The sequence below is a fragment of the Desulfuromonas thiophila genome, assembly GCF_900101955.1.
GTDB lineage: Bacteria > Desulfobacterota > Desulfuromonadia > Desulfuromonadales > Desulfuromonadaceae > Pseudodesulfuromonas > Pseudodesulfuromonas thiophila.
Map to the genome: position 1 here is coordinate 1 of NZ_FNAQ01000026.1, position 16,868 is coordinate 16,868.

Here is a 16,868-nt window from a genome sequence, read left to right on the forward strand (position 1 = left end):
AAGTTCTGGGGGATCACTCCCAGCTTTGCCTTTGTTGCCGAACCCCAGACCAATGGAGTTGCCGAACGGTTCAACCGCACCTTGAAAGAGCAGGCCATCTATGGCCGGGTTTTCCGTAACATCACCGACGTTCGCGAAGCCGTGAAGACCTTCGTGGAGCTTTACAACAGCGAATGGCGTGTTGAGAAAAACGGCTTCAGATCACCTGATGAAATCCGTCAGGCGGCGTAAGCTAAACTTGTGTCCAGGGAACCGGTTCCGCTACACTGGATGCTAAATAACCCTCTGTCGTAGGGTGGGCACCGCCCCACCCGTTTGATCCGTGCCACGAAAAAAATAGAGTGCGGCGTAAGCCTGTTATCAACGTTTTACGCCAGAGTTTCCAACTCGCACGATTCGCCGACCTAAAGGGCGGCGAGCCGAGTCTGTGAAGCATCACGGAAACCGACACAGTGCAGGTTGATCCAGGGTCAGGAGAAGTTCAGCTGGCTTTTGCATCCTTTTGGGCGGCTTGCCAAAAGGATGGCGCCTGCCGGGGCGAATCCCGGCGATCTTGACCTTGATTTTGCTCTTGCCCTTGATTCCTCTGTGGTCCGCATCACGAAACTGATCGTTCCGGCGAACCTCATCTGTTCTCATTGCTGGTGCCCACATGACGCGGGCTTCCGTGCCCGCACGTCGGGTCACTTTTGCGTCGACAAAAGTAACGCAAAATCGACTCCCGTCATTGCACCCTGCGGGTTCCCTCACTCCATTCACTTACACCGCGCTGTCGGCAAGAACTCGCCCTGTTTGCCACAGTCCTCAAACATTTGCCGACGATCATCGCGGTGACCGTTCTCTCCGTTCGGCGCCACTGAACGGGAGAGCTTTGGTGGTTGGCGAACCTTTGGCTCATCTTTCTTCGCATCGTGGCGCCACCAAAATCACCGCCAAATTCCCGGTATCCGCTGGCGCATCGCGCAGCTGATTCAGATCCAGTTCCACCCGCTGCTCCGGCAGCCCGGCACGGGCCACGAACACGCTGCGCTCCAGAGCCGCGCACTGGTCGAGCAGCTCGATCAACTGCGCCAGGCGGCGACCAATTTTCATGATGGCCACGCCGCTGCCCGACGTGATCAACGCGCGCAGCTTCTCCAGATCATTCGCCGCTGGGATAATGGTCAGCGGCTGCTCCCCTTCACCGAGTGGGCAGCAGGTCAGGGCCGCAACAGCGCTGACGGCGCTGATACCCGGCACCGTTTCAACCTGAGCCTGCGGGAACACCGCATACAGGGCGCGCAGCAGGTAGATGTAGGTGGAGTAGAGCAGCGCATCACCCAGGGTGACCAGGGCCACATCCTGCCCGGCCTGCAAGCGACCGGCGATCTCCAGCGCGGTCCCCTGCCAGTGCTGCTGGCGTGTGGCGGCGTGGTCGGCCAGGGAGAAGGTCACCGGCACGATGGCGCAATTTGCCGCCGCATGGGTGGCGGCGATGTCGGCAACATAGGTCTGGCGGCTGAGGCGCGAGGTCGGCACGTAGATGGCGTGGCACTGGTGCAGCACGCGTACCGCCTTGAGGGTGAGCAGTTCCGGGTCACCGGGGCCGACACCGACGCCGTAAAATGTTCCCTGTTGCGGCTGGGTCATGACATCACCTCCTGATGCAGCAGCATAATGATGGTGCGCGACGCCAAGCTGGCCTGACGTAATGTAGCGGCATCGCAGGGGTGAATCTTCTCTTCGGCCAGGGTGAGGTTTTCGCACACCATGGCCCGGTAGTCTGTGCCCAACTGCTCCAGCAGATCAGCGGCCCACATCGTGGCAGCTCGAGTACCGGCGAGGATGGCGATTTTGTGCCAGTGCCGCAGCTCGTCAACGGTGGCTGCGGGGGCGCGGCCATGGGCGCTGACGATACGCAGATCGTTCCAGTCGATGCCCAGCCGGGCACAGGCCACCTGCACCGAGCTGATGCCGGGGATCACTTGGCAGTGCTCGCGGCCGAAATGCTGCTGAACGCGGCGCGCCAGGCTGAACAGGCCGCTGTCGCCGGACACCAGCACCACCATCTGTTGGTCGCGGTGTTTTTCCATCTCCACGAGCACCGCCGGGATATCGGCCCCAACGGTCAGGCGCGTGGCTTTGACCTCTGGGAACAGCTCCAGCAGGTGACGTGCGCCGACCAACACATCGGCATCAGCTACGGCATTGCGAACCGCCGTGGTCAGATAGTCGCCATGGCCGGGGCCGCAACCGGCGATGATAATAGGCGGTGTCATAGGCTCTCCTGCTCAAGATGGCGCAGCCAGGGCTGCAAGTCTCCAGCGCTGCCGAGAATATCGCCCTTGAGGTTGATCAGCACCACCTGTGGCTGCCAGCAGGCGGGAAACCTCGCGGCGGTGTTGCGTTGAATCGCTTCGGCGAGGCGATCCGCCACCCGGCGACGCTGCGGGTCGGTCAGGCACTCCATGAAGACTCCTTCAACGGTGGTGGTGTCAGTCAGCGGACGCTGCAGCACCTGATGGGCCAGATCAGCGACAAAGGGCACGGCACTGTCGGATTGGCCGGAGTGGGTGTTCCACTGACCCATGGCCAGCTTGGCCAGCTTGCCGGGGTGCCCGAGCATCAGCAGCGCTGTAAACGGCTGCGCTTGCGCCTGTTCGAGCATGTAGCCCCACTCGTTACTCACCTCTACCACCTGTTGTGTTTTGAGATGAAACGCACGCAGGGCGGCGTTGCGCCCCATGTTGCCCGGCACAAACACCGGGGCGGTGGTGGCGCTGGCAACACAGATGTCGAGGGCGCACTTGAGCGATTGCTGCAGGGCAGGGGCGCTGAACGGGCGTACCCGGCCGCTGGTGCCGATGATGGAGATGCCGCCTTCAATGCCGAGTTTGGGATTAAAGGTTTTTGCCGCCAGCTCTTCGCCGCCGTCCACGGCCACGGTGACCATGACGCCGTGCTCGGTCACTTCGCGAATGGCCGCTATAATCATGGTGCGCGGCACCGGGTTGATGGCGGCTTCACCGACAGCCAGAGCCAAGCCGGGCAGGGTGACAGTGCCGACGCCGGGTCCGGCGCGGAAGATGACCTCCGTGCCACGGCTCGGCGTCAGGCGCACACGAATCCGTGCGCCGTGGGTGACATCGGGATCGTCACCGGCATCCTTGATGATACTGGCCTCGGCGCTGTCATCGCTCCGCTCCAGCGAAGCCACGGGCCACATCAGACGACTGCCGTCGGGCAACGCGATTTCCACCTGTTCCACCCGCTCATGACGGAACAGCAACAAGGCCGCGGCCTTAGCCGCCAGAGCCGCACAACTGCCGGTAGTGATGCCACCCTTCAGCTCGGCGCTCATGACGCGGCGTTCTCCTGCCAGCCGCGTTGACCGATTTTGACGATCAGGGTGGTCATGTAGCTTAACGGCGTCATGGTCCATTGGCTGAGGTCGTCGACCAGCAGCTCATGATCGCCCTGTTCGCCGCAGCTCACCAGCCGCGCCCGGCTGAGCAGGTTGCGCGGGCGCAGCAGGTCCATCAGCGCTTCGATGCAGCCGCCTGCTTTGTACAATACCAGGGTTTCGCAGTGGTCGAGGGCCTGGGCCACGGCGTCAAGGTTGGTGGCCGACATCAGGGTCAGGCGGTCCTCCTGCAGGGTCAGCACTTCGCCAAAGCGACTGGCCGAGGTCTGGAAGGCGCTGATGCCTGGCACCACGTGCAGGTGGTCGGCGGGCATGTGGTCGGCCAGAGCCTGCAACAGGTAGGAACTGGTGGCAAAGATCAGCGGATCGCCGAGGGTCACCTGAACCACGGATTGCCCGTGTGCGCAGCGTTGCACCACATCATCGGCCAGTTGCTGCCAGCGCTGGCGGGTGTTCTGGTCGTTGCGTTCCATGGGGTAGTTGAGAACCATGATCTCCTGATTGCTGAGGAACGGGCGCACCGCTTCGAGGGCCAGGCTTTTGGTGGCGGTTCTGGCCTGGGGCGACAGGATGACATCGCACTGTTCGACCAGGCGTGCCGCGCGCAGGGTGAGCAGGTCCGGGGCGCCGGGGCCGATGCCGACGGCGTAGAAGTGGCCGGGTTGTGGGCCTTTGCCGGAAATGCCGGCTAAAGGATCGGGAATCGCCATTCAGACCTCGCTCACGGGAACAGGGGCAGGAACCGGAGCCGAAGCGCCCGCCGGGGGCTGGCCGGAATAGCCGTCCGGAAATCGCGCCAGGTGATTCAGCGCGCGATCAAGGTGATCAAAATAAATGGCGAGAATGGCGGGATTCCAGCCCAGTGAAGGGCTGCAGCGGACCTGAGCGACCTGAAGGAGGTTTTTCCAGCTGTCGTCTTCGTCGCCGAGGACGTCGTTCATGATGTGATCGCCGGCAACGATCATCAGCGGGACAAAGTGAACCTGCTCAGGCTGACGGGCCTTGAGCGTTTCCAGCCCAGCGGTGCCCGGCGTGCCCTCGACGCTGGCCACGGTGAGCTTGGGGTAGCGCGCTTCAATGGCGGCGGCGAATTTTACCAGCCGCCGGTTGAATTCGGGATAGTTCCTGTTGCCATGAGCGACCACCACGGTGGTTTCGTCAGCGTCAAGCGACGGAGCCAGGGCGGCAATGGTCGCTTCAATATCGGCGTTGCTGGTCATCAGCGGGTCACCGAACACCACCTGCAGGCCGTCGTTGTTGGCGCTGAACAGGGCCTGATATTCCTGCCCCGGCACCACATGCAGACTCTGGCAGGCGATACGCCGTGCCCCGCGCGTTCGCAGATCGGCCATGACTTCGGCAAGGTTGCGGGTGCGGATGCCACGCTGTTTGAGTTTGTCGATGATGAATTGAGAGGTGAAGGCCCACTGGATGTCATGGTCGGGGTAGCGCTGGCGGGCCTGACCATCGATGAAATCGTACACCTGCCGTGCTTCGTCCACTGAAGTGCCGAAGGCTACCAGAACAATGGTGGGTGGCGTTTCGGCCGGACAAGAGGGGGAGGCAGGATGTGTGGAATCGGGCGGTACGGTAAACATAGGGGCTCCCATCGGGGTCAAGGGGTTAAGGTGGCATCGGCCGCTGTCAGCAGACACAACGCATGCAAACAAGCCACCGCCAACGGACTTCCACCCCGCCGCCCCTCAATAACAATGTAGGGCACGCCAGTGGTCTGCAACTCCTCCTTGCTCTCCAACACATGCACAAAGCCCACGGGCATACCGATCACCAGCGCCGGGCGCAGTCCCTGTTCGAGGATCAGCCGGTTGATCTCCAGCAGCGCCACCGGCGCATTGCCGATGAGGATGATGCTGCGGTCGAGCTGATCAGCAGCCTTGCGCACGGCGAACAGTGAGCGTGGTAGTCCGCTGTCTTTGGCCTGCTCGGCGACATCAGTGTCGGCGACGTGACACAGGATGCTGTCGCGCTGGTAGCCGGGATGGATCTGCTGCAGCCGCGCCACGGACAGCCCGGAGCGGATCATGTTGCTGTCGGCGTAAATGGTCGCCCCGCGTAGCAGGGCCGCAGCGCAGGAGCTGAAGGCGTCGTCACTGAAGCGGATATGCTCGGCGAGGCTGAAATCGGCGGTGGTGTGGATCAGGCGGCGCACCACCTGCCACTGCGCGTCACTGAAGCCGCTGCGATTTGCCTCGGCGTCGATGGCGGCAAACGAGCGGCGTTCGATCTCCGCGCCGCTGACCGGCTGGTCATAGAGGTCGTAGATCAGCGGTCGCGTGGGTGGTGTCGGGTCTTGAGAGGATGTCATGGGGTAAAACTCCCGTTATAAAAAGCGATAAAAGCACTGCGTCCGATCAGACCGACCACGGCAACCAGGGCGGTGGTCCAGATCATCAGACGCAGCCCGGCACCGATATGGTGTGCCGTCAGAGGCTGGTCAGCATCGCCCAAGTAGGGGCGAAACGAGGACTGGCCGAAGTAACGGTTTGCGCCGCCGAGGCGGACGTGCAGCGCGCCGGCTACGGCCGCCTCGATCTGGCCGCCGTTGGGGCTGGGGTGGTTGTGGCGATCGCGGCGCAGGATGCGCCAGGCTTTTTTCCCGTCGAGCCCGGCCAGTGCTGCCGCCGGAATGGTCAGCAGCGCGGTGAGGCGCGCCGGGATGAAATTGGCCGCATCGTCGAGGCGTGCGGCAGCACGACCAAAATGGAGGTAGCGCTCGGTTTTGTAGCCGAAGGTGGAATCGAGGGTGTTGATGGCCTTGTAGGTCATGGCTGCCACCGGTCCGCCGACCACGGCGAACAGCAGCGGTGCGGTGACGCCGTCCACGGTGTTTTCCGCCACACTTTCGACGGTGGCACGGCTGATTTCCGCCTCGTTCAACTGTTCGGTATCGCGTCCCACCAGGCGCGCCAGTTGGGCGCGGGCCGTGGTCAGATCGCCCTGTTGCAATGGGAGCTGCACGGCGCGGGCATGATCGCTGAGGCTGCGTGTCGCCAGGGTGGTGTAGAGGACGAGGATGGAAACCAGGTCGCCAAGGCGCGGGTGGATTGCTGCCGCGCCATACACCACAGCAGCGCTGAGCAGGGCAGTGCCGCCGACCATCACCATGACCGCGACCAGCCCGGCGCGAAAGCCGTCATCCAGCCGGCGGCGCAGCGGAGCTTCCACGGCCAGGGCAGCGCGACCGATGGCCTGCACCGGATGCGGCCAACGCGGCGGATCACCACACAGGGCGTCGAGGGCCAGGGCGGCCAACAGATGCATCCACAGCGGCATCACAGGCCGATCCTCCGATACAGGGCGTCCAGGTCGAGGGCGGCGCGCACCGTGTCGGCAAGGCGGTCAAAGGCCGGTTCCAGATCGTAACAGGCACGGATGCGACCATCGCACGGCCAGCCGCGTCGCTGGCGCAGGCGGTCGATGAACCAGCGGCGGAACGGATCGGCATCGAACAGACCGTGCAAATAAGTGCCCCACACCCGACCGTTGCGCATGGCCCCGCCGATCAGCTCCCCGGCGGCGTTGTAGGCCAGAGGTTGCAGACCGGCGGCGGTCGTATGACCGTGGTGGATCTCGTAACCGATCAGGTCATGACCGGAGGGGAGATGCTGGCAGCGGGTTTGCAGCGTGGTTTTGTCCGGCTCCAGGCAGGTATCGAGGGGCAGCAGACCGAGGCCCGCTAGAGGCTCCTTGGTCCCTTCGATGGCATGGGGGTCGCGCAGGGTGGTGCCGAGCATCTGGAAACCGCCGCAGATGCCGACGATCTCGCAGCGTTCGTCATCAGCCCGTTGCAAAAGCCTGTCCGCCAGGCCGCTATGGCGCAGATGGATCAGATCGGCAGCGACATTCTTGCTGCCGGGCAGGATCAGCGCGTCCGGGCGGCCCAACTGGTCGGCGTGGCGCACCACGCGCAGCCGCACATCCGGCTCAATGGTCAGGGCATCGATGTCGGTAAAGTTGGAGATGTGTGGCAGGTCGATGATCGCGATGTCGAGGCCGTCTTCCGCCATCGCATCCGTTGCGGTATGGAGCGTGCCCTGCTTGAACGACACCGAATCCTCTTCGGGCAGACCGAGGCGATGAAGATAGGGGACCACACCGAGCACCGGTTTGCCGCTATGGCGCAGGGTGGCGTCGAGGGCGCTGCCGAGCAGGGTAGCATCACCGCGAAAACGGTTGATGACGAACCCGGCCACCTGATGGCGCTCCGCTTCGTTGAGCAGTTCCATGGTGCCGACGAACGAGGCAAACACGCCGCCGCGGTCGATATCGCCCACCAGCAGCACCGGGGCGGCGGCGTAACGGGCCATGTTCATATTGACGATGTCGCCGGATTTGAGGTTGATTTCGGCCGGGCTGCCCGCGCCTTCGAGCACCATCACCTGATGCTCGGCGGCCAGGCTGTCGTAGCTGCGTTTGACCTGTTCGAAGATGTCGCGCTTGTGTTCGGCATAAGCGCGAAAATGCATGTTGCCGACCGCCTTGCCGAGGACGATGATCTGCGAGCCGGTGTCGCTGTTGGGCTTGAGCAGCACCGGGTTCATGCGCACGTCCGGGTCGAGGCGGCAGGCCTGGGCCTGCATCACCTGGGCGCGGCCCATCTCGCCGCCGTCGCAAGTGACGAAGGAATTGAGCGACATGTTCTGCGCTTTGAACGGTGCCACATCAAAGCCATCCTGGTAGAGGATGCGGCACAGGGCGGCGGTGAGGACACTCTTGCCGGCATTGGAGCCGGTGCCCTGGAACATGAGGGCCGGGGTTTTGCGTTTTCGGGGGATGGCCCGGCGCGGGGCGAGCAGGCCGGTGAGCACCTGTTCGAGGCGTTGCTGCTCTGCGGGCGGACGCACGGCCACGCGGAAGTAACGGGCGTCGAGTCCGGCAAAGTTATCGCAGGCGCGCAGGGCGATGCCCTGCTGCAGGGCCTGCTCCGTCAGGTGCACGGCAGTGAACTGGGGATGATCGAGGCGGCAGAGCAGAAAGTTGGCGTTACCGGGGAACACGCTGACGCCCGGCAGTTGTGCCACCATCTCGGCCAACGCCTGGCGCTGCTCACGGACAAAGGCGCGGCTGCGTAGGCGGTAGTCGTCGTCGGCCAGGGCGGCTTGGCCCACCTCCTGCGCCAGGGTGTTGACGCTCCACAACGGTTGCAGACGGCGACAACGCGCCATGAGGTCGGCATTGCCGAGGGCGATGCCGAGGCGCAATCCGGCGATGGCGTAGGTCTTGGTCAGCGACTGCAGGATGATGACGTTGGCCGGGCGCTCATGGCCGAGACTGGCGGGCGCATCGCTGAGATCGAGGAACGATTCGTCGATGAGGAATGTCGTTAGCGGATGTCGCCGGACCAGGGCGCGCAGCTCTTCCACGGCCAATTGGCTGCCGGTGGGGTTGTTGGGCTGGCCGAGGATCACCAGGGTGTCGGCGGCGTGGTCTGCATCCAGACACGTTTCCAGGGTATCCAACTCCAGTGCAAAGCCGTTGCTTTCACTCAATACAAGGGAGGTGACGTGCATGGCGTGGAGGCGTGCCACTTCGTTATAATCGGCATAGCTGGGCAGCGGTAGCACCAACCGCGTTTTGGCCAGACCGCGGATGAGCAGATGGAGCAGTTCGCTGGCGCCGTTGCCGATCAGCACCTGATCCGTGGTGGTGGCAAAGCGCTCGGCCACAGCCTGGGTCAGGGCGCTACAGTGTGGATCGGGGTAGTGCACCAGGTCGCTGATGTGGGCGCTGATCAGCGGGCGCAGCCATTCCGGCGGCCCCAGCGGGTTGAGGTTGGCGGAAAAATCCACCAGCGTGTCCGTGCCGCTGCGTTGCAACAGTTGGCTGAGGTTGCCGCCGTGCTGGTGGCGGGGAGGCTGGTTCAACGTCATGACAACCCTCCATGGGGCAGCACCAGCACCGCCGCAATCAGCGTGACCAGTTCGGCCAACTCGCAGGTCGCGCCAAGGGTGTCGCCGGTGAAACCGCCAATCTTGCCGCGGCAGTAACGGCCGAACAGCAGCGTGGCCAGCAGAACCAGGGCGGCGATGATCAAACCGCGTCCCTGCAGCACCATCAGGGCGGTTACCAGCAACAGCGAAACGGCCAGCCAGGCGTGACGCGGCTCGGCTTGCTGATGGGACAGGGTGGCCAGTCCGCCGGGGCGGGCGTAAGGCAGACTGACCAGCGGCAATACCAGGGCGACGCGTCCGGCCAGAGGCGTGAGCAGAATCACCGGCCAGCGGGCGTCGCTGGGCAGCGAGGCGAGGGCGGCGAATTTGATTAGCAGCAATCCGGTCAGCGTTAGAGCGCCCATGGCGCCGACGCGGCTGTCTTTCATGATGGTGAGCATGGTGTCGCGGTCGCGCGAACTCATAAAGGCGTCGGCACTGTCGGCGACGCCGTCGATATGCAGCCCGCCGCTAATGGCGATCAATGCCACTACCAGCAATGCGCTGGGCAGCAGGGTCCCCGGCATCGTGGCGCACAACAGGTGATCGAGCAGCGCCATGACCGCACCGATGAGCAGGCCAACGACGGCGTACCAGTCGAGGCTGCGCGACAGCGCGGTTTCATCGCCGCACCAGCTGTGCGGCACACGCACGATGGTGAGAAAACTGAGGGCCGAAAAAAAGGATTGCAGCATGTTGTGGTTTCCTGGTCGGGAGTCGATTTTGCGCTACTTTTGTCGACGCAAAAGTAGCCCGACGTGCGGGCGCGGAAGCCCGCGTCATGTGCGTACCAACATTGCGAACGGATAATGTCCCCAAGAGTGATCTGTACCGTTTATGACCCACGAAAAAGCAAGATCAAGGTCAAGGTCGCCGGGACTCGCCCCGGCAGGCGACATCCTTTTGACTGGCCGCTCAAAAGGATGCAAAAACCGGCTGAACTTCTCCTGGACCTTGATTCACCTACACTGTGTCTGTTTCCGTGATGCTTTATCGATTCGGCTCGCCGCCCTTTAGGTCGGCGAATCGTGCGCCTTGTCAGCCTTGGCGTAAAACGTTGATGCCATGTTTCCGTCGCTTTCTATTTTTCCCGTGGCACCTGTATAAACGGGTGGCCGGTGCCTGCCCTGCGACAGAGGGTTCCTTAGCCGTCCAGTACTTCCGTTCAGCAGGCGGAAAACCTAACGTTCGCCAGCGCAATTCGTTTCACTGAGCAACGCTCTCCGTGTTTGCCGACTCAGGCGTATTCGCCTGAGACACCGCCGCCTCTTCAAAGGTGGCGATCTCCGTCAGCACGGCCACCGCCGCTTCCACCAGATGCATGGCCAAAGCCGCGCCGGTGCCTTCGCCGAGGCGCAGGCGCAGATCGAGTAGCGGGGCCTTGCCGAGATGATTCAGGGCGATGCGGTGGCCCGGTTCGACGCTGCAGTGGCCGGCGATCATATAATCGCGGCTGGCCGGAACCAGGCTGGCAGCGATGAGGGCACCGGCGGTGGAGATGATGCCGTCGATCACCACCGGCTTGCGCTGGGCCGCCGCGCCGAGGATCAGCCCGGCAATGGCGCCGATCTCAAAGCCGCCCACCTTGCTCAGCACGTCGAGGCCGTCGGCGGCATCGGGCCGGTTAAGGGCCAGAGCGCGGTCGAGTACGGCAATCTTGTTGTTGAGCGCCGCATCGTCGAGGCCGGTGCCGCGGCCAGTGACGGTGGCGATGTCGCAGCCGCACAGGCAGGCGATGATGGCGCTGGACGGGCTGGTGTTGCCGATGCCCATATCGCCGGTGGCGTAGAGATCTGTGGTGTCAGCGAGATGATTGGCGACCTCAATACCCACTTCGAGACACTGAATCGCCTGGGCGCGGCTCATGGCCGGTCCCCGTGACAAATCCGCGGTACCTGCGGCTACCTTGCGGTTCCACAGCGCGTCGTGGTGGTAGAGTTCCGTCAAATCTCCGGCCACCCCGGCATCGACCACGGTGAGGCTGGCACCGACCTGGCGTGCCAGGGCGTTGATGCTGGCTTTACCGTTGAGGAAGTTGCGCACCATCTCGACGGTGACGGCCTGGGGAAACCTGCTGACTCCGGCGGCGACAATGCCGTGGTCGCCGGCCATGACGGCAATGGCTTTGCGTTTCACCGACGGCGCCATGGAGCGGGTCATGGCGGCCAGCTCTTCGGCCGTATCCATCAACTGACCCAGAGCCCAGTGCGGGATGGCCAACTGGTCGAGGCGGGCGCGGGCCTGCTGGCGCATGACTGTATCGGCCGGGGTGATGGCGTTGAGAGTCTGGGACAGTAACGTGTTCGAATGCATAAATGTCTTCCTCTATTTCAGGGACAATGGCAGGCCGGAAACCAGGAAGACGGCTTCGTCGGCGTGGGCGGCCAGGGTTTGGTTGCAGCGGCCGATCAGGTCGCGGTAATGGCGCGACAGGGCATCCGCCGGCACAATGCCCATGCCCAGCTCGTTGGAGACGAAGATCACCGTGCGCTGGCCCTGGCGGGCGGCGTCAATCATTTGGAGGGTGAGGCGGTGAATGGCGTCTTCGTCGAGCGTTTGCTGCTCCGTTTCCGCGACATAGAGCAGGTTATTGATCCACAGGGTGACGCAATCGATCAGCACGACGGCACTGTCACGGCTGGCGTCCAGCGCCGCAACCAGATCCACCGGCTCCTCAATCGTCTGCCAACCTTGATCGGCGCGGCGCTGTTGGTGGCGGTCGATGCGCACCGCCATCTCGTCATCAATCACCGGGCAGGTGGCGATGTAACGGCGTGGTCCGGTCAGGGCCAGGGCGCGCTGCTCAGCGTAACGGCTCTTGCCGCTGCGGGCGCCGCCGCTGATGTAGAGGAGATGGTTGGTCAAGGGCTTAGACGCCATGGTTATACAGTCCGGTCAAGACGGCATGACATCCATCCAAATACAGCGTGGCATAGCCACCCCGTTCAATGGTGAATTTCAGATGGTCTTTTAATGACCAGCCGAGTAACTGGCAAATCAGTCCGCGCAACACGCCGCCATGGCTGACGATGACCAGGTGGCCGGCCTGTTCGGCCAAGATGCTTTCCACAACGGCATCGAGACGGTGGCGGAACTGCTTCAGCGATTCCCCGGCGGGGAAACAGAAATCGTCGGTAAAGGCGGCCCATTGATTGACGCGCTGCGGGTCGTTGTGGAGAATCTGGGCGAAATCCAACCCTTCCCAGTCGCCGAAATTGATCTCTTGCAGGCGCTCGTCAATGGTGACCGGACGGAGCGACTGGCGGATCAGGGGCTCGGCGGTCTGGCGGGCGCGTTGGGCCGGGCTGCACCACAGGGCATCGATGGCGGGAAAGCCGGGCCGGCTGAGATGGCGGACCAGACGTTCGGCCTGCTGCCTGCCGTCGGCACTGAGCGGTACATCGCTGCGGCCGATATAATGACCGTCAAATTCCGTGGCGATGGCGGCATGGCGGATGAGGGTAATCTGTGTGGTCATGGACGGTGCCGTCATCGGTCAAAAAAAATCCCCGCAACCAGAAAAGGTTGCGGGGATTCCGTATTTAATCCGCAAGTCGGGTTCAGCCACCTCATTCCACGAAGGTGGGGCGAACAAATGAATCGGGCGTGTATCTGACTGACGTCGCGGTCAAGCGACGAACACAGTGGCGGGTCCGCGACGGATTTGCACCGTCTTCCACGAGTCCGATTATTTTTTTTATGGTGGGCCTGTTTGTTGGCCAGGACGGTAGAGAAAAAAAATGCGCTTGTCACCTCAATATGATTTAATTGTTTATGAATCGGCGCAGTTGGGCCAGCCGTCGGCATCGTGCGGGGCGAAACCCCTTGACAGCTTCGTATGCCTCGGCTAAAGAGAACCAAAAATATCCACTTTCAGTGGAACCCATATCGTGGATCATGGTGCCCGTAAGGGCTTGATAGGGAAGAGGGGTGCAATGCCCCCGCGGACCCGCCGCTGTGAGCACAGACGACAGGCTTAATGCCACTGGTCTTCTGACCGGGAAGGCGCCTGAAGGTTGAAGTGCGAGCCAGAAGACCTGCCTGATCTGAACACTCGGTATTTCCTCGTGGTAAGGGAAGAGTGAGACCCGTATCCGGATTTAGAATGCGATAAGTCCGCAGGATGCCTTGGCGCCTGCGGACTTTTTATGTTTTTGCGCTAACAGTCTTCCGAAACACGAATCCGACACATACAAGGAGTAGACGATGTCGAAGCCTGGGTATTCCGAACAAGTTGTTGCCCTGGGATTACCTAGCGTGGTTGTCAAGCGTGACGGTAGCCAGGTGCTGTTCGACAGTGAACGTATCTGTTTCGCCATTGCCCGTGCCGGTAAGGCCACGGGCGAATTTGATGACGCCGAAGCCGCTCTACTGACACAGCAGGCTCTCAAGGTGTTGCGCCACCGTTTCGCCGGTCAGCCTCCCAAGGTTGAACAGATTCAGGATGTGGTGGAACAGACGCTGATTTCAGCCAACCACTTCGCTACCCTACGGGCCTATGCGGTGTACCGCGAACAACACCAGAAACTGCGACAGGATCGGCAGACCTTGGTCGATGTGGCGTCGTCCATCAATGAGTATCTCGACCAATCGGACTGGCGAGTCAACGCGAATGCCAATCAGGGCTATTCCCTCGGCGGGCTGATCCTCAACATCTCCGGCAAGGTGACGGCCAACTACTGGCTCAACCATGTCTATGCCCCGGAGTTGGGAGAGGCCCATCGCGACGGCAGTCTGCATGTCCACGATCTCGATATGCTGTCCGGCTACTGCGCCGGTTGGTCGTTGCGCATGCTGCTGCAGGAGGGCTTCAACGGCGTACCCGGCAAGGTGGAAGCGGCACCGCCGCGCCATCTCTCCAGCGTTATCGGTCAGATCGTCAACTTCCTTGGCACCTTGCAGAATGAATGGGCGGGAGCGCAGGCGTTCAGTTCGTTCGACACCTACCTGGCGCCGTTCGTGCGCAAGGACAGGCTCAGCTACGACGAGATCAAACAGCAGATGCAGGAGCTGATCTTCAACCTCAACGTGCCGTCGCGCTGGGGCACGCAGACGCCGTTCACCAACCTTACCTTTGACTGGACCTGCCCGGAAGACCTGAAGAATCAGGTGCCGGTGATCGGCGGCGAGGAGATGCCGTTTACCTATGGCGAGTTGCAGGCGGAGATGGACCTGATCAACCGCGCCTACATCGAGGTGATGACGACCGGCGACGACAAGGGGCGGGTGTTCACGTTTCCCATCCCGACCTACAACATGACGCCGGATTTTCCCTGGGAAAGCGAAAATGCCGAGCGGTTGTTCAGCATGACCGCCAAGTACGGTTTGCCGTATTTCCAGAACTTTCTTAATTCGGAGCTGCAGCCGAACATGGTGCGCTCCATGTGTTGTCGCCTGCAGCTTGATCTGCGCGAACTGCTCAAGCGCGGTAATGGCCTGTTCGGCTCGGCCGAGCAGACTGGCTCCATTGGCGTGGTGACTATCAACTGTGCCCGGTTAGGCTATCAACACGCCGGTGACGAGATCGGCCTGTTTGCCCGCCTGGACAGACTTCTGGAACTGGCTCGCACCAGCCTGGAGGTTAAGCGCAAGACCATCCAGCGCCAGATGGACCAGGGACTGTTTCCCTACACCAAGCGCTATCTCGGTACCCTGCGCAACCACTTCTCTACCATCGGTGTCAATGGTATCAACGAGATGATCCGCAACTTTACCCATGATGGGGACGACATCACCAGCGAAAGCGGGCAGGCGTTTGCTCTCCGCTTCATGGACCATGTCCGTCAGCGCATGGTGGTGTTTCAGGAGCAGACCGGTCATCTGTATAACCTGGAGGCTACTCCGGCCGAAGGCACCACTTACCGTCTGGCCCGCGAGGACAAGAAACGTTTTCCGGCTATGCTTCAGGCTGGCACACCGGATGCGCCCTACTACACCAACTCTTCGCAGTTGCCGGTCGGCTTCACCGATGATCCCTTCGAAGCGCTGGAACTGCAGGAAGCCCTGCAGCGCAAGTATACCGGGGGTACCGTCTTTCACCTGTACATGGGTGAGCCGATTGGCAGTCCCAATACCTGCCGCAAGCTGGTGCGCCGGGTGCTGGAGAACTACCGTATTCCGTACCTGACGATCACGCCAACCTTTTCCATCTGTCCGGTGCACGGCTATCTGCCGGGCGAGCATCCGTTCTGTCCCCAATGCGACGCGACACTGCTCCGTGCCGGCGCCACAATCTCTAGCACCACCAACGCGAAGGAGAAAGACCATGCCTGATACCAAAACCGTTCTTAAGGAAAATCTGCGCCAGCCCTGCGAAGTCTGGACCCGTGTCATGGGCTACCACCGGCCGGTGAGTTCGTTCAACGCCGGCAAGAAATCCGAGCATCACCAGCGCCGCTTTTTCTGCCAAGAGCAGGCCCGCTAGTCATGTTCTTGCAGGTCGGTGGCATCACCCGTTGCACGACCATTGATTTCCCCGACCAACTGGCGGCTGTGGTGTACTGCCAGGGCTGCCCCTGGCGGTGTTCCTACTGCCACAATGCGGATCTGATTCCAAGTCAAGGCCGCCAGTCGCTGGACTGGCGGCTTATTCGGGTCTTTCTGGCGCAGCGGCGGGGCCGACTGGATGGTGTGGTGTTCAGTGGCGGTGAGCCAACCGCTCAGCCGATGTTGCATGCCGCCATGGAAGAAGTCAAAGAGTTGGGCATGAAGGTGGGACTGCACACCAATGGCGCTTATCCAGCGCATCTGAAAAAGCTGCTGCCGCTGTGTGACTGGGTTGGTCTGGATATCAAGGCGCCCTTTGAGGACTATGAACGAATTACCGGAGTTCCTGCCAGCGGCCTTATCGCCAGAGAAAGTGTCCAGCTCCTCCGGTTAAGTTCTGTGCCACATCAGTTTCGTACCACGCTAGATCCTTGGCTGTTGCAAGAAGGCCGCCTTGAAAAGCTGCAATCGATGGTGCGTGGCTGGGGTGGGGAATTGGTGCTGCAGCCGCTTCGATGACTCCTGATTCTGCAACGGAGAGTATGTCCAATCCCAAAGGTTCTTGCCGGCCAGAGTCTGCGCCGATCAACTTTTTTCGCTCTATTCCCATTGAAGTGCCGCTCAGGATGGTCCTGACACGCTTGGGTTATCGTAGCAGCAAGACGGTCTTGCCCGGCAAACAGCGCGAAAGGCTGGAGCAAACCATGTAGCGGAACCGGTTCCCTGGACAGAAGTTTAGCTTACGCCGCCTGACGGATTTCATCGGGTGATCTGAAGCCGTTTTTCTCAACACGCCATTCGCTGTTGTAAAGCTCCACGAAGGTCATCACGGCTTCGCGAACGTCGGTGATGTTACGGAAAACCCGGCCATAGATGGCCTGCTCTTTCAAGGTGCGGTTGAACCGTTCGGCAACTCCATTGGTCTGGGGTTCGGCAACAAAGGCAAAGCTGGGAGTGATCCCCCAGAACTTGATCTGGTTCTGAAAATGGTCTGAGAGGTACTGGGTGCCGTGATCCATGCGCAGGGA

General features: G+C 61.9%; 17 protein-coding genes and 2 riboswitches. Of the genes, 4 read left to right on the plus strand and 13 right to left on the minus strand.

What is annotated here, in order from left to right; genetic code table 11:
- On the plus strand, positions 1–231 hold a 231-nt coding region (locus BLR80_RS12245), incomplete at its 5' end, for an integrase core domain-containing protein (RefSeq protein ID WP_143012172.1).
- 663 nt (positions 232–894) lie between these two features.
- Here the strand turns inward: BLR80_RS12245 and cobI (BLR80_RS12255) are convergent.
- From cobI (BLR80_RS12255) to cobC, 12 genes are all read right to left on the minus strand, one after another.
- Positions 895–1,629 (minus strand): precorrin-2 C(20)-methyltransferase, encoded by a 735-nt coding sequence (cobI, locus tag BLR80_RS12255; RefSeq protein WP_092080725.1) that lies wholly within the window; start codon positions 1,627–1,629, stop codon positions 895–897.
- Positions 1,626–2,258 carry a precorrin-6y C5,15-methyltransferase (decarboxylating) subunit CbiE gene (gene cbiE / locus BLR80_RS12260; protein ID WP_092080728.1) on the minus strand — a complete coding sequence of 211 codons (633 nt, stop codon included), beginning with the start codon at positions 2,256–2,258 and terminating at the stop codon, positions 1,626–1,628. Before cbiE ends, cobI (BLR80_RS12255) begins: the two co-directional genes overlap by 4 nt.
- Entirely contained in the window at positions 2,255–3,340 is a 1,086-nt protein-coding gene (cbiD, locus tag BLR80_RS12265) for a cobalt-precorrin-5B (C(1))-methyltransferase CbiD (RefSeq protein ID WP_092080731.1), read from the minus strand. The genes cbiE and cbiD overlap by 4 nt, the downstream gene beginning before the upstream one ends.
- Positions 3,337–4,113: a precorrin-2 C(20)-methyltransferase gene (gene cobI, locus BLR80_RS12270; RefSeq protein ID WP_092080734.1), complete on the minus strand. Its 777-nt coding sequence runs from the start codon at positions 4,111–4,113 to the stop codon at positions 3,337–3,339. Before cobI (BLR80_RS12270) ends, cbiD begins: the two co-directional genes overlap by 4 nt.
- Positions 4,114–5,001, minus strand: a complete 888-nt coding sequence (locus BLR80_RS12275; protein WP_171906453.1) for a sirohydrochlorin cobaltochelatase — start codon at positions 4,999–5,001, stop codon at positions 4,114–4,116.
- 17 nt (positions 5,002–5,018) lie between these two features.
- A complete protein-coding gene (locus BLR80_RS12280) occupies positions 5,019–5,729 on the minus strand; it encodes a precorrin-8X methylmutase (RefSeq protein ID WP_092080740.1) in 711 nt (236 codons plus the stop codon).
- Positions 5,726–6,697 (minus strand): adenosylcobinamide-phosphate synthase CbiB, encoded by a 972-nt coding sequence (gene cbiB, locus BLR80_RS12285; protein ID WP_245691534.1) that lies wholly within the window; start codon positions 6,695–6,697, stop codon positions 5,726–5,728. Before cbiB ends, BLR80_RS12280 begins: the two co-directional genes overlap by 4 nt.
- Entirely contained in the window at positions 6,697–9,294 is a 2,598-nt protein-coding gene (locus BLR80_RS12290) for a cobyric acid synthase (RefSeq protein WP_092080746.1), read from the minus strand. The genes cbiB and BLR80_RS12290 overlap by 1 nt, the downstream gene beginning before the upstream one ends.
- Complete coding sequence (gene cobS / locus BLR80_RS12295; protein ID WP_092080749.1) at positions 9,291–10,049, minus strand: adenosylcobinamide-GDP ribazoletransferase; 759 nt, start codon at positions 10,047–10,049, stop codon at positions 9,291–9,293. The genes BLR80_RS12290 and cobS overlap by 4 nt, the downstream gene beginning before the upstream one ends.
- A 511-nt stretch (positions 10,050–10,560) precedes the next feature.
- The gene (cobT, locus tag BLR80_RS12300; RefSeq protein WP_092080753.1) at positions 10,561–11,667 is read right to left on the minus strand and encodes a nicotinate-nucleotide--dimethylbenzimidazole phosphoribosyltransferase; all 1,107 of its coding nucleotides are present in this window, start codon (positions 11,665–11,667) and stop codon (positions 10,561–10,563) included.
- A 12-nt stretch (positions 11,668–11,679) separates the two neighbouring features.
- A complete protein-coding gene (gene cobU / locus BLR80_RS12305) occupies positions 11,680–12,234 on the minus strand; it encodes a bifunctional adenosylcobinamide kinase/adenosylcobinamide-phosphate guanylyltransferase (RefSeq protein ID WP_092080756.1) in 555 nt (184 codons plus the stop codon).
- Positions 12,224–12,832 carry an alpha-ribazole phosphatase gene (cobC, locus tag BLR80_RS12310; protein ID WP_171906454.1) on the minus strand — a complete coding sequence of 203 codons (609 nt, stop codon included), beginning with the start codon at positions 12,830–12,832 and terminating at the stop codon, positions 12,224–12,226. Before cobC ends, cobU begins: the two co-directional genes overlap by 11 nt.
- Positions 12,833–12,940: 108 nt before the next feature.
- A riboswitch (cobalamin riboswitch) is annotated at positions 12,941–13,057 on the minus strand.
- A gap of 177 nt (positions 13,058–13,234) precedes the next feature.
- A riboswitch (cobalamin riboswitch) is annotated at positions 13,235–13,413 on the plus strand.
- 147 nt (positions 13,414–13,560) lie between these two features.
- Between cobC and BLR80_RS12315 the strand changes: the two genes are divergently transcribed.
- The 3 genes from BLR80_RS12315 to BLR80_RS12320 are packed head-to-tail and all read left to right on the plus strand — an operon-like array spanning position 13,561 to position 16,359.
- Positions 13,561–15,627: a ribonucleoside triphosphate reductase gene (locus BLR80_RS12315; protein WP_092080763.1), complete on the plus strand. Its 2,067-nt coding sequence runs from the start codon at positions 13,561–13,563 to the stop codon at positions 15,625–15,627.
- Positions 15,620–15,778, plus strand: a complete 159-nt coding sequence (nrdD, locus tag BLR80_RS13360) for an anaerobic ribonucleoside-triphosphate reductase (RefSeq protein WP_143012173.1) — start codon at positions 15,620–15,622, stop codon at positions 15,776–15,778. The genes BLR80_RS12315 and nrdD overlap by 8 nt, the downstream gene beginning before the upstream one ends.
- A 2-nt stretch (positions 15,779–15,780) precedes the next feature.
- On the plus strand, positions 15,781–16,359 hold the full coding sequence (locus BLR80_RS12320; RefSeq protein WP_092080766.1) for an anaerobic ribonucleoside-triphosphate reductase activating protein: 579 nt from the start codon (positions 15,781–15,783) through the stop codon (positions 16,357–16,359).
- A gap of 221 nt (positions 16,360–16,580) precedes the next feature.
- Here the strand turns inward: BLR80_RS12320 and BLR80_RS12325 are convergent.
- On the minus strand, positions 16,581–16,868 hold a 288-nt coding region (locus BLR80_RS12325), incomplete at its 5' end, for an integrase core domain-containing protein (protein WP_143012090.1).

Coding starts and splice junctions, on each gene's coding strand:
- cobI (WP_092080725.1), bottom strand. CDS start 1,629: ATGACCCAGCCGCAACAGGGAACATTTTACGGCGTCGGTGTCGGCCCC.
- cbiE (WP_092080728.1), bottom strand. CDS start 2,258: ATGACACCGCCTATTATCATCGCCGGTTGCGGCCCCGGCCATGGCGAC.
- cbiD (WP_092080731.1), bottom strand. CDS start 3,340: ATGAGCGCCGAGCTGAAGGGTGGCATCACTACCGGCAGTTGTGCGGCT.
- cobI (WP_092080734.1), bottom strand. CDS start 4,113: ATGGCGATTCCCGATCCTTTAGCCGGCATTTCCGGCAAAGGCCCACAA.
- BLR80_RS12275 (WP_171906453.1), bottom strand. CDS start 5,001: ATGTTTACCGTACCGCCCGATTCCACACATCCTGCCTCCCCCTCTTGT.
- BLR80_RS12280 (WP_092080740.1), bottom strand. CDS start 5,729: ATGACATCCTCTCAAGACCCGACACCACCCACGCGACCGCTGATCTAC.
- cbiB (WP_245691534.1), bottom strand. CDS start 6,697: ATGCCGCTGTGGATGCATCTGTTGGCCGCCCTGGCCCTCGACGCCCTG.
- BLR80_RS12290 (WP_092080746.1), bottom strand. CDS start 9,294: ATGACGTTGAACCAGCCTCCCCGCCACCAGCACGGCGGCAACCTCAGC.
- cobS (WP_092080749.1), bottom strand. CDS start 10,049: ATGCTGCAATCCTTTTTTTCGGCCCTCAGTTTTCTCACCATCGTGCGT.
- cobT (WP_092080753.1), bottom strand. CDS start 11,667: ATGCATTCGAACACGTTACTGTCCCAGACTCTCAACGCCATCACCCCG.
- cobU (WP_092080756.1), bottom strand. CDS start 12,234: ATGGCGTCTAAGCCCTTGACCAACCATCTCCTCTACATCAGCGGCGGC.
- cobC (WP_171906454.1), bottom strand. CDS start 12,832: ATGACCACACAGATTACCCTCATCCGCCATGCCGCCATCGCCACGGAA.
- BLR80_RS12315 (WP_092080763.1), top strand. CDS start 13,561: ATGTCGAAGCCTGGGTATTCCGAACAAGTTGTTGCCCTGGGATTACCT.
- nrdD (WP_143012173.1), top strand. CDS start 15,620: ATGCCTGATACCAAAACCGTTCTTAAGGAAAATCTGCGCCAGCCCTGC.
- BLR80_RS12320 (WP_092080766.1), top strand. CDS start 15,781: ATGTTCTTGCAGGTCGGTGGCATCACCCGTTGCACGACCATTGATTTC.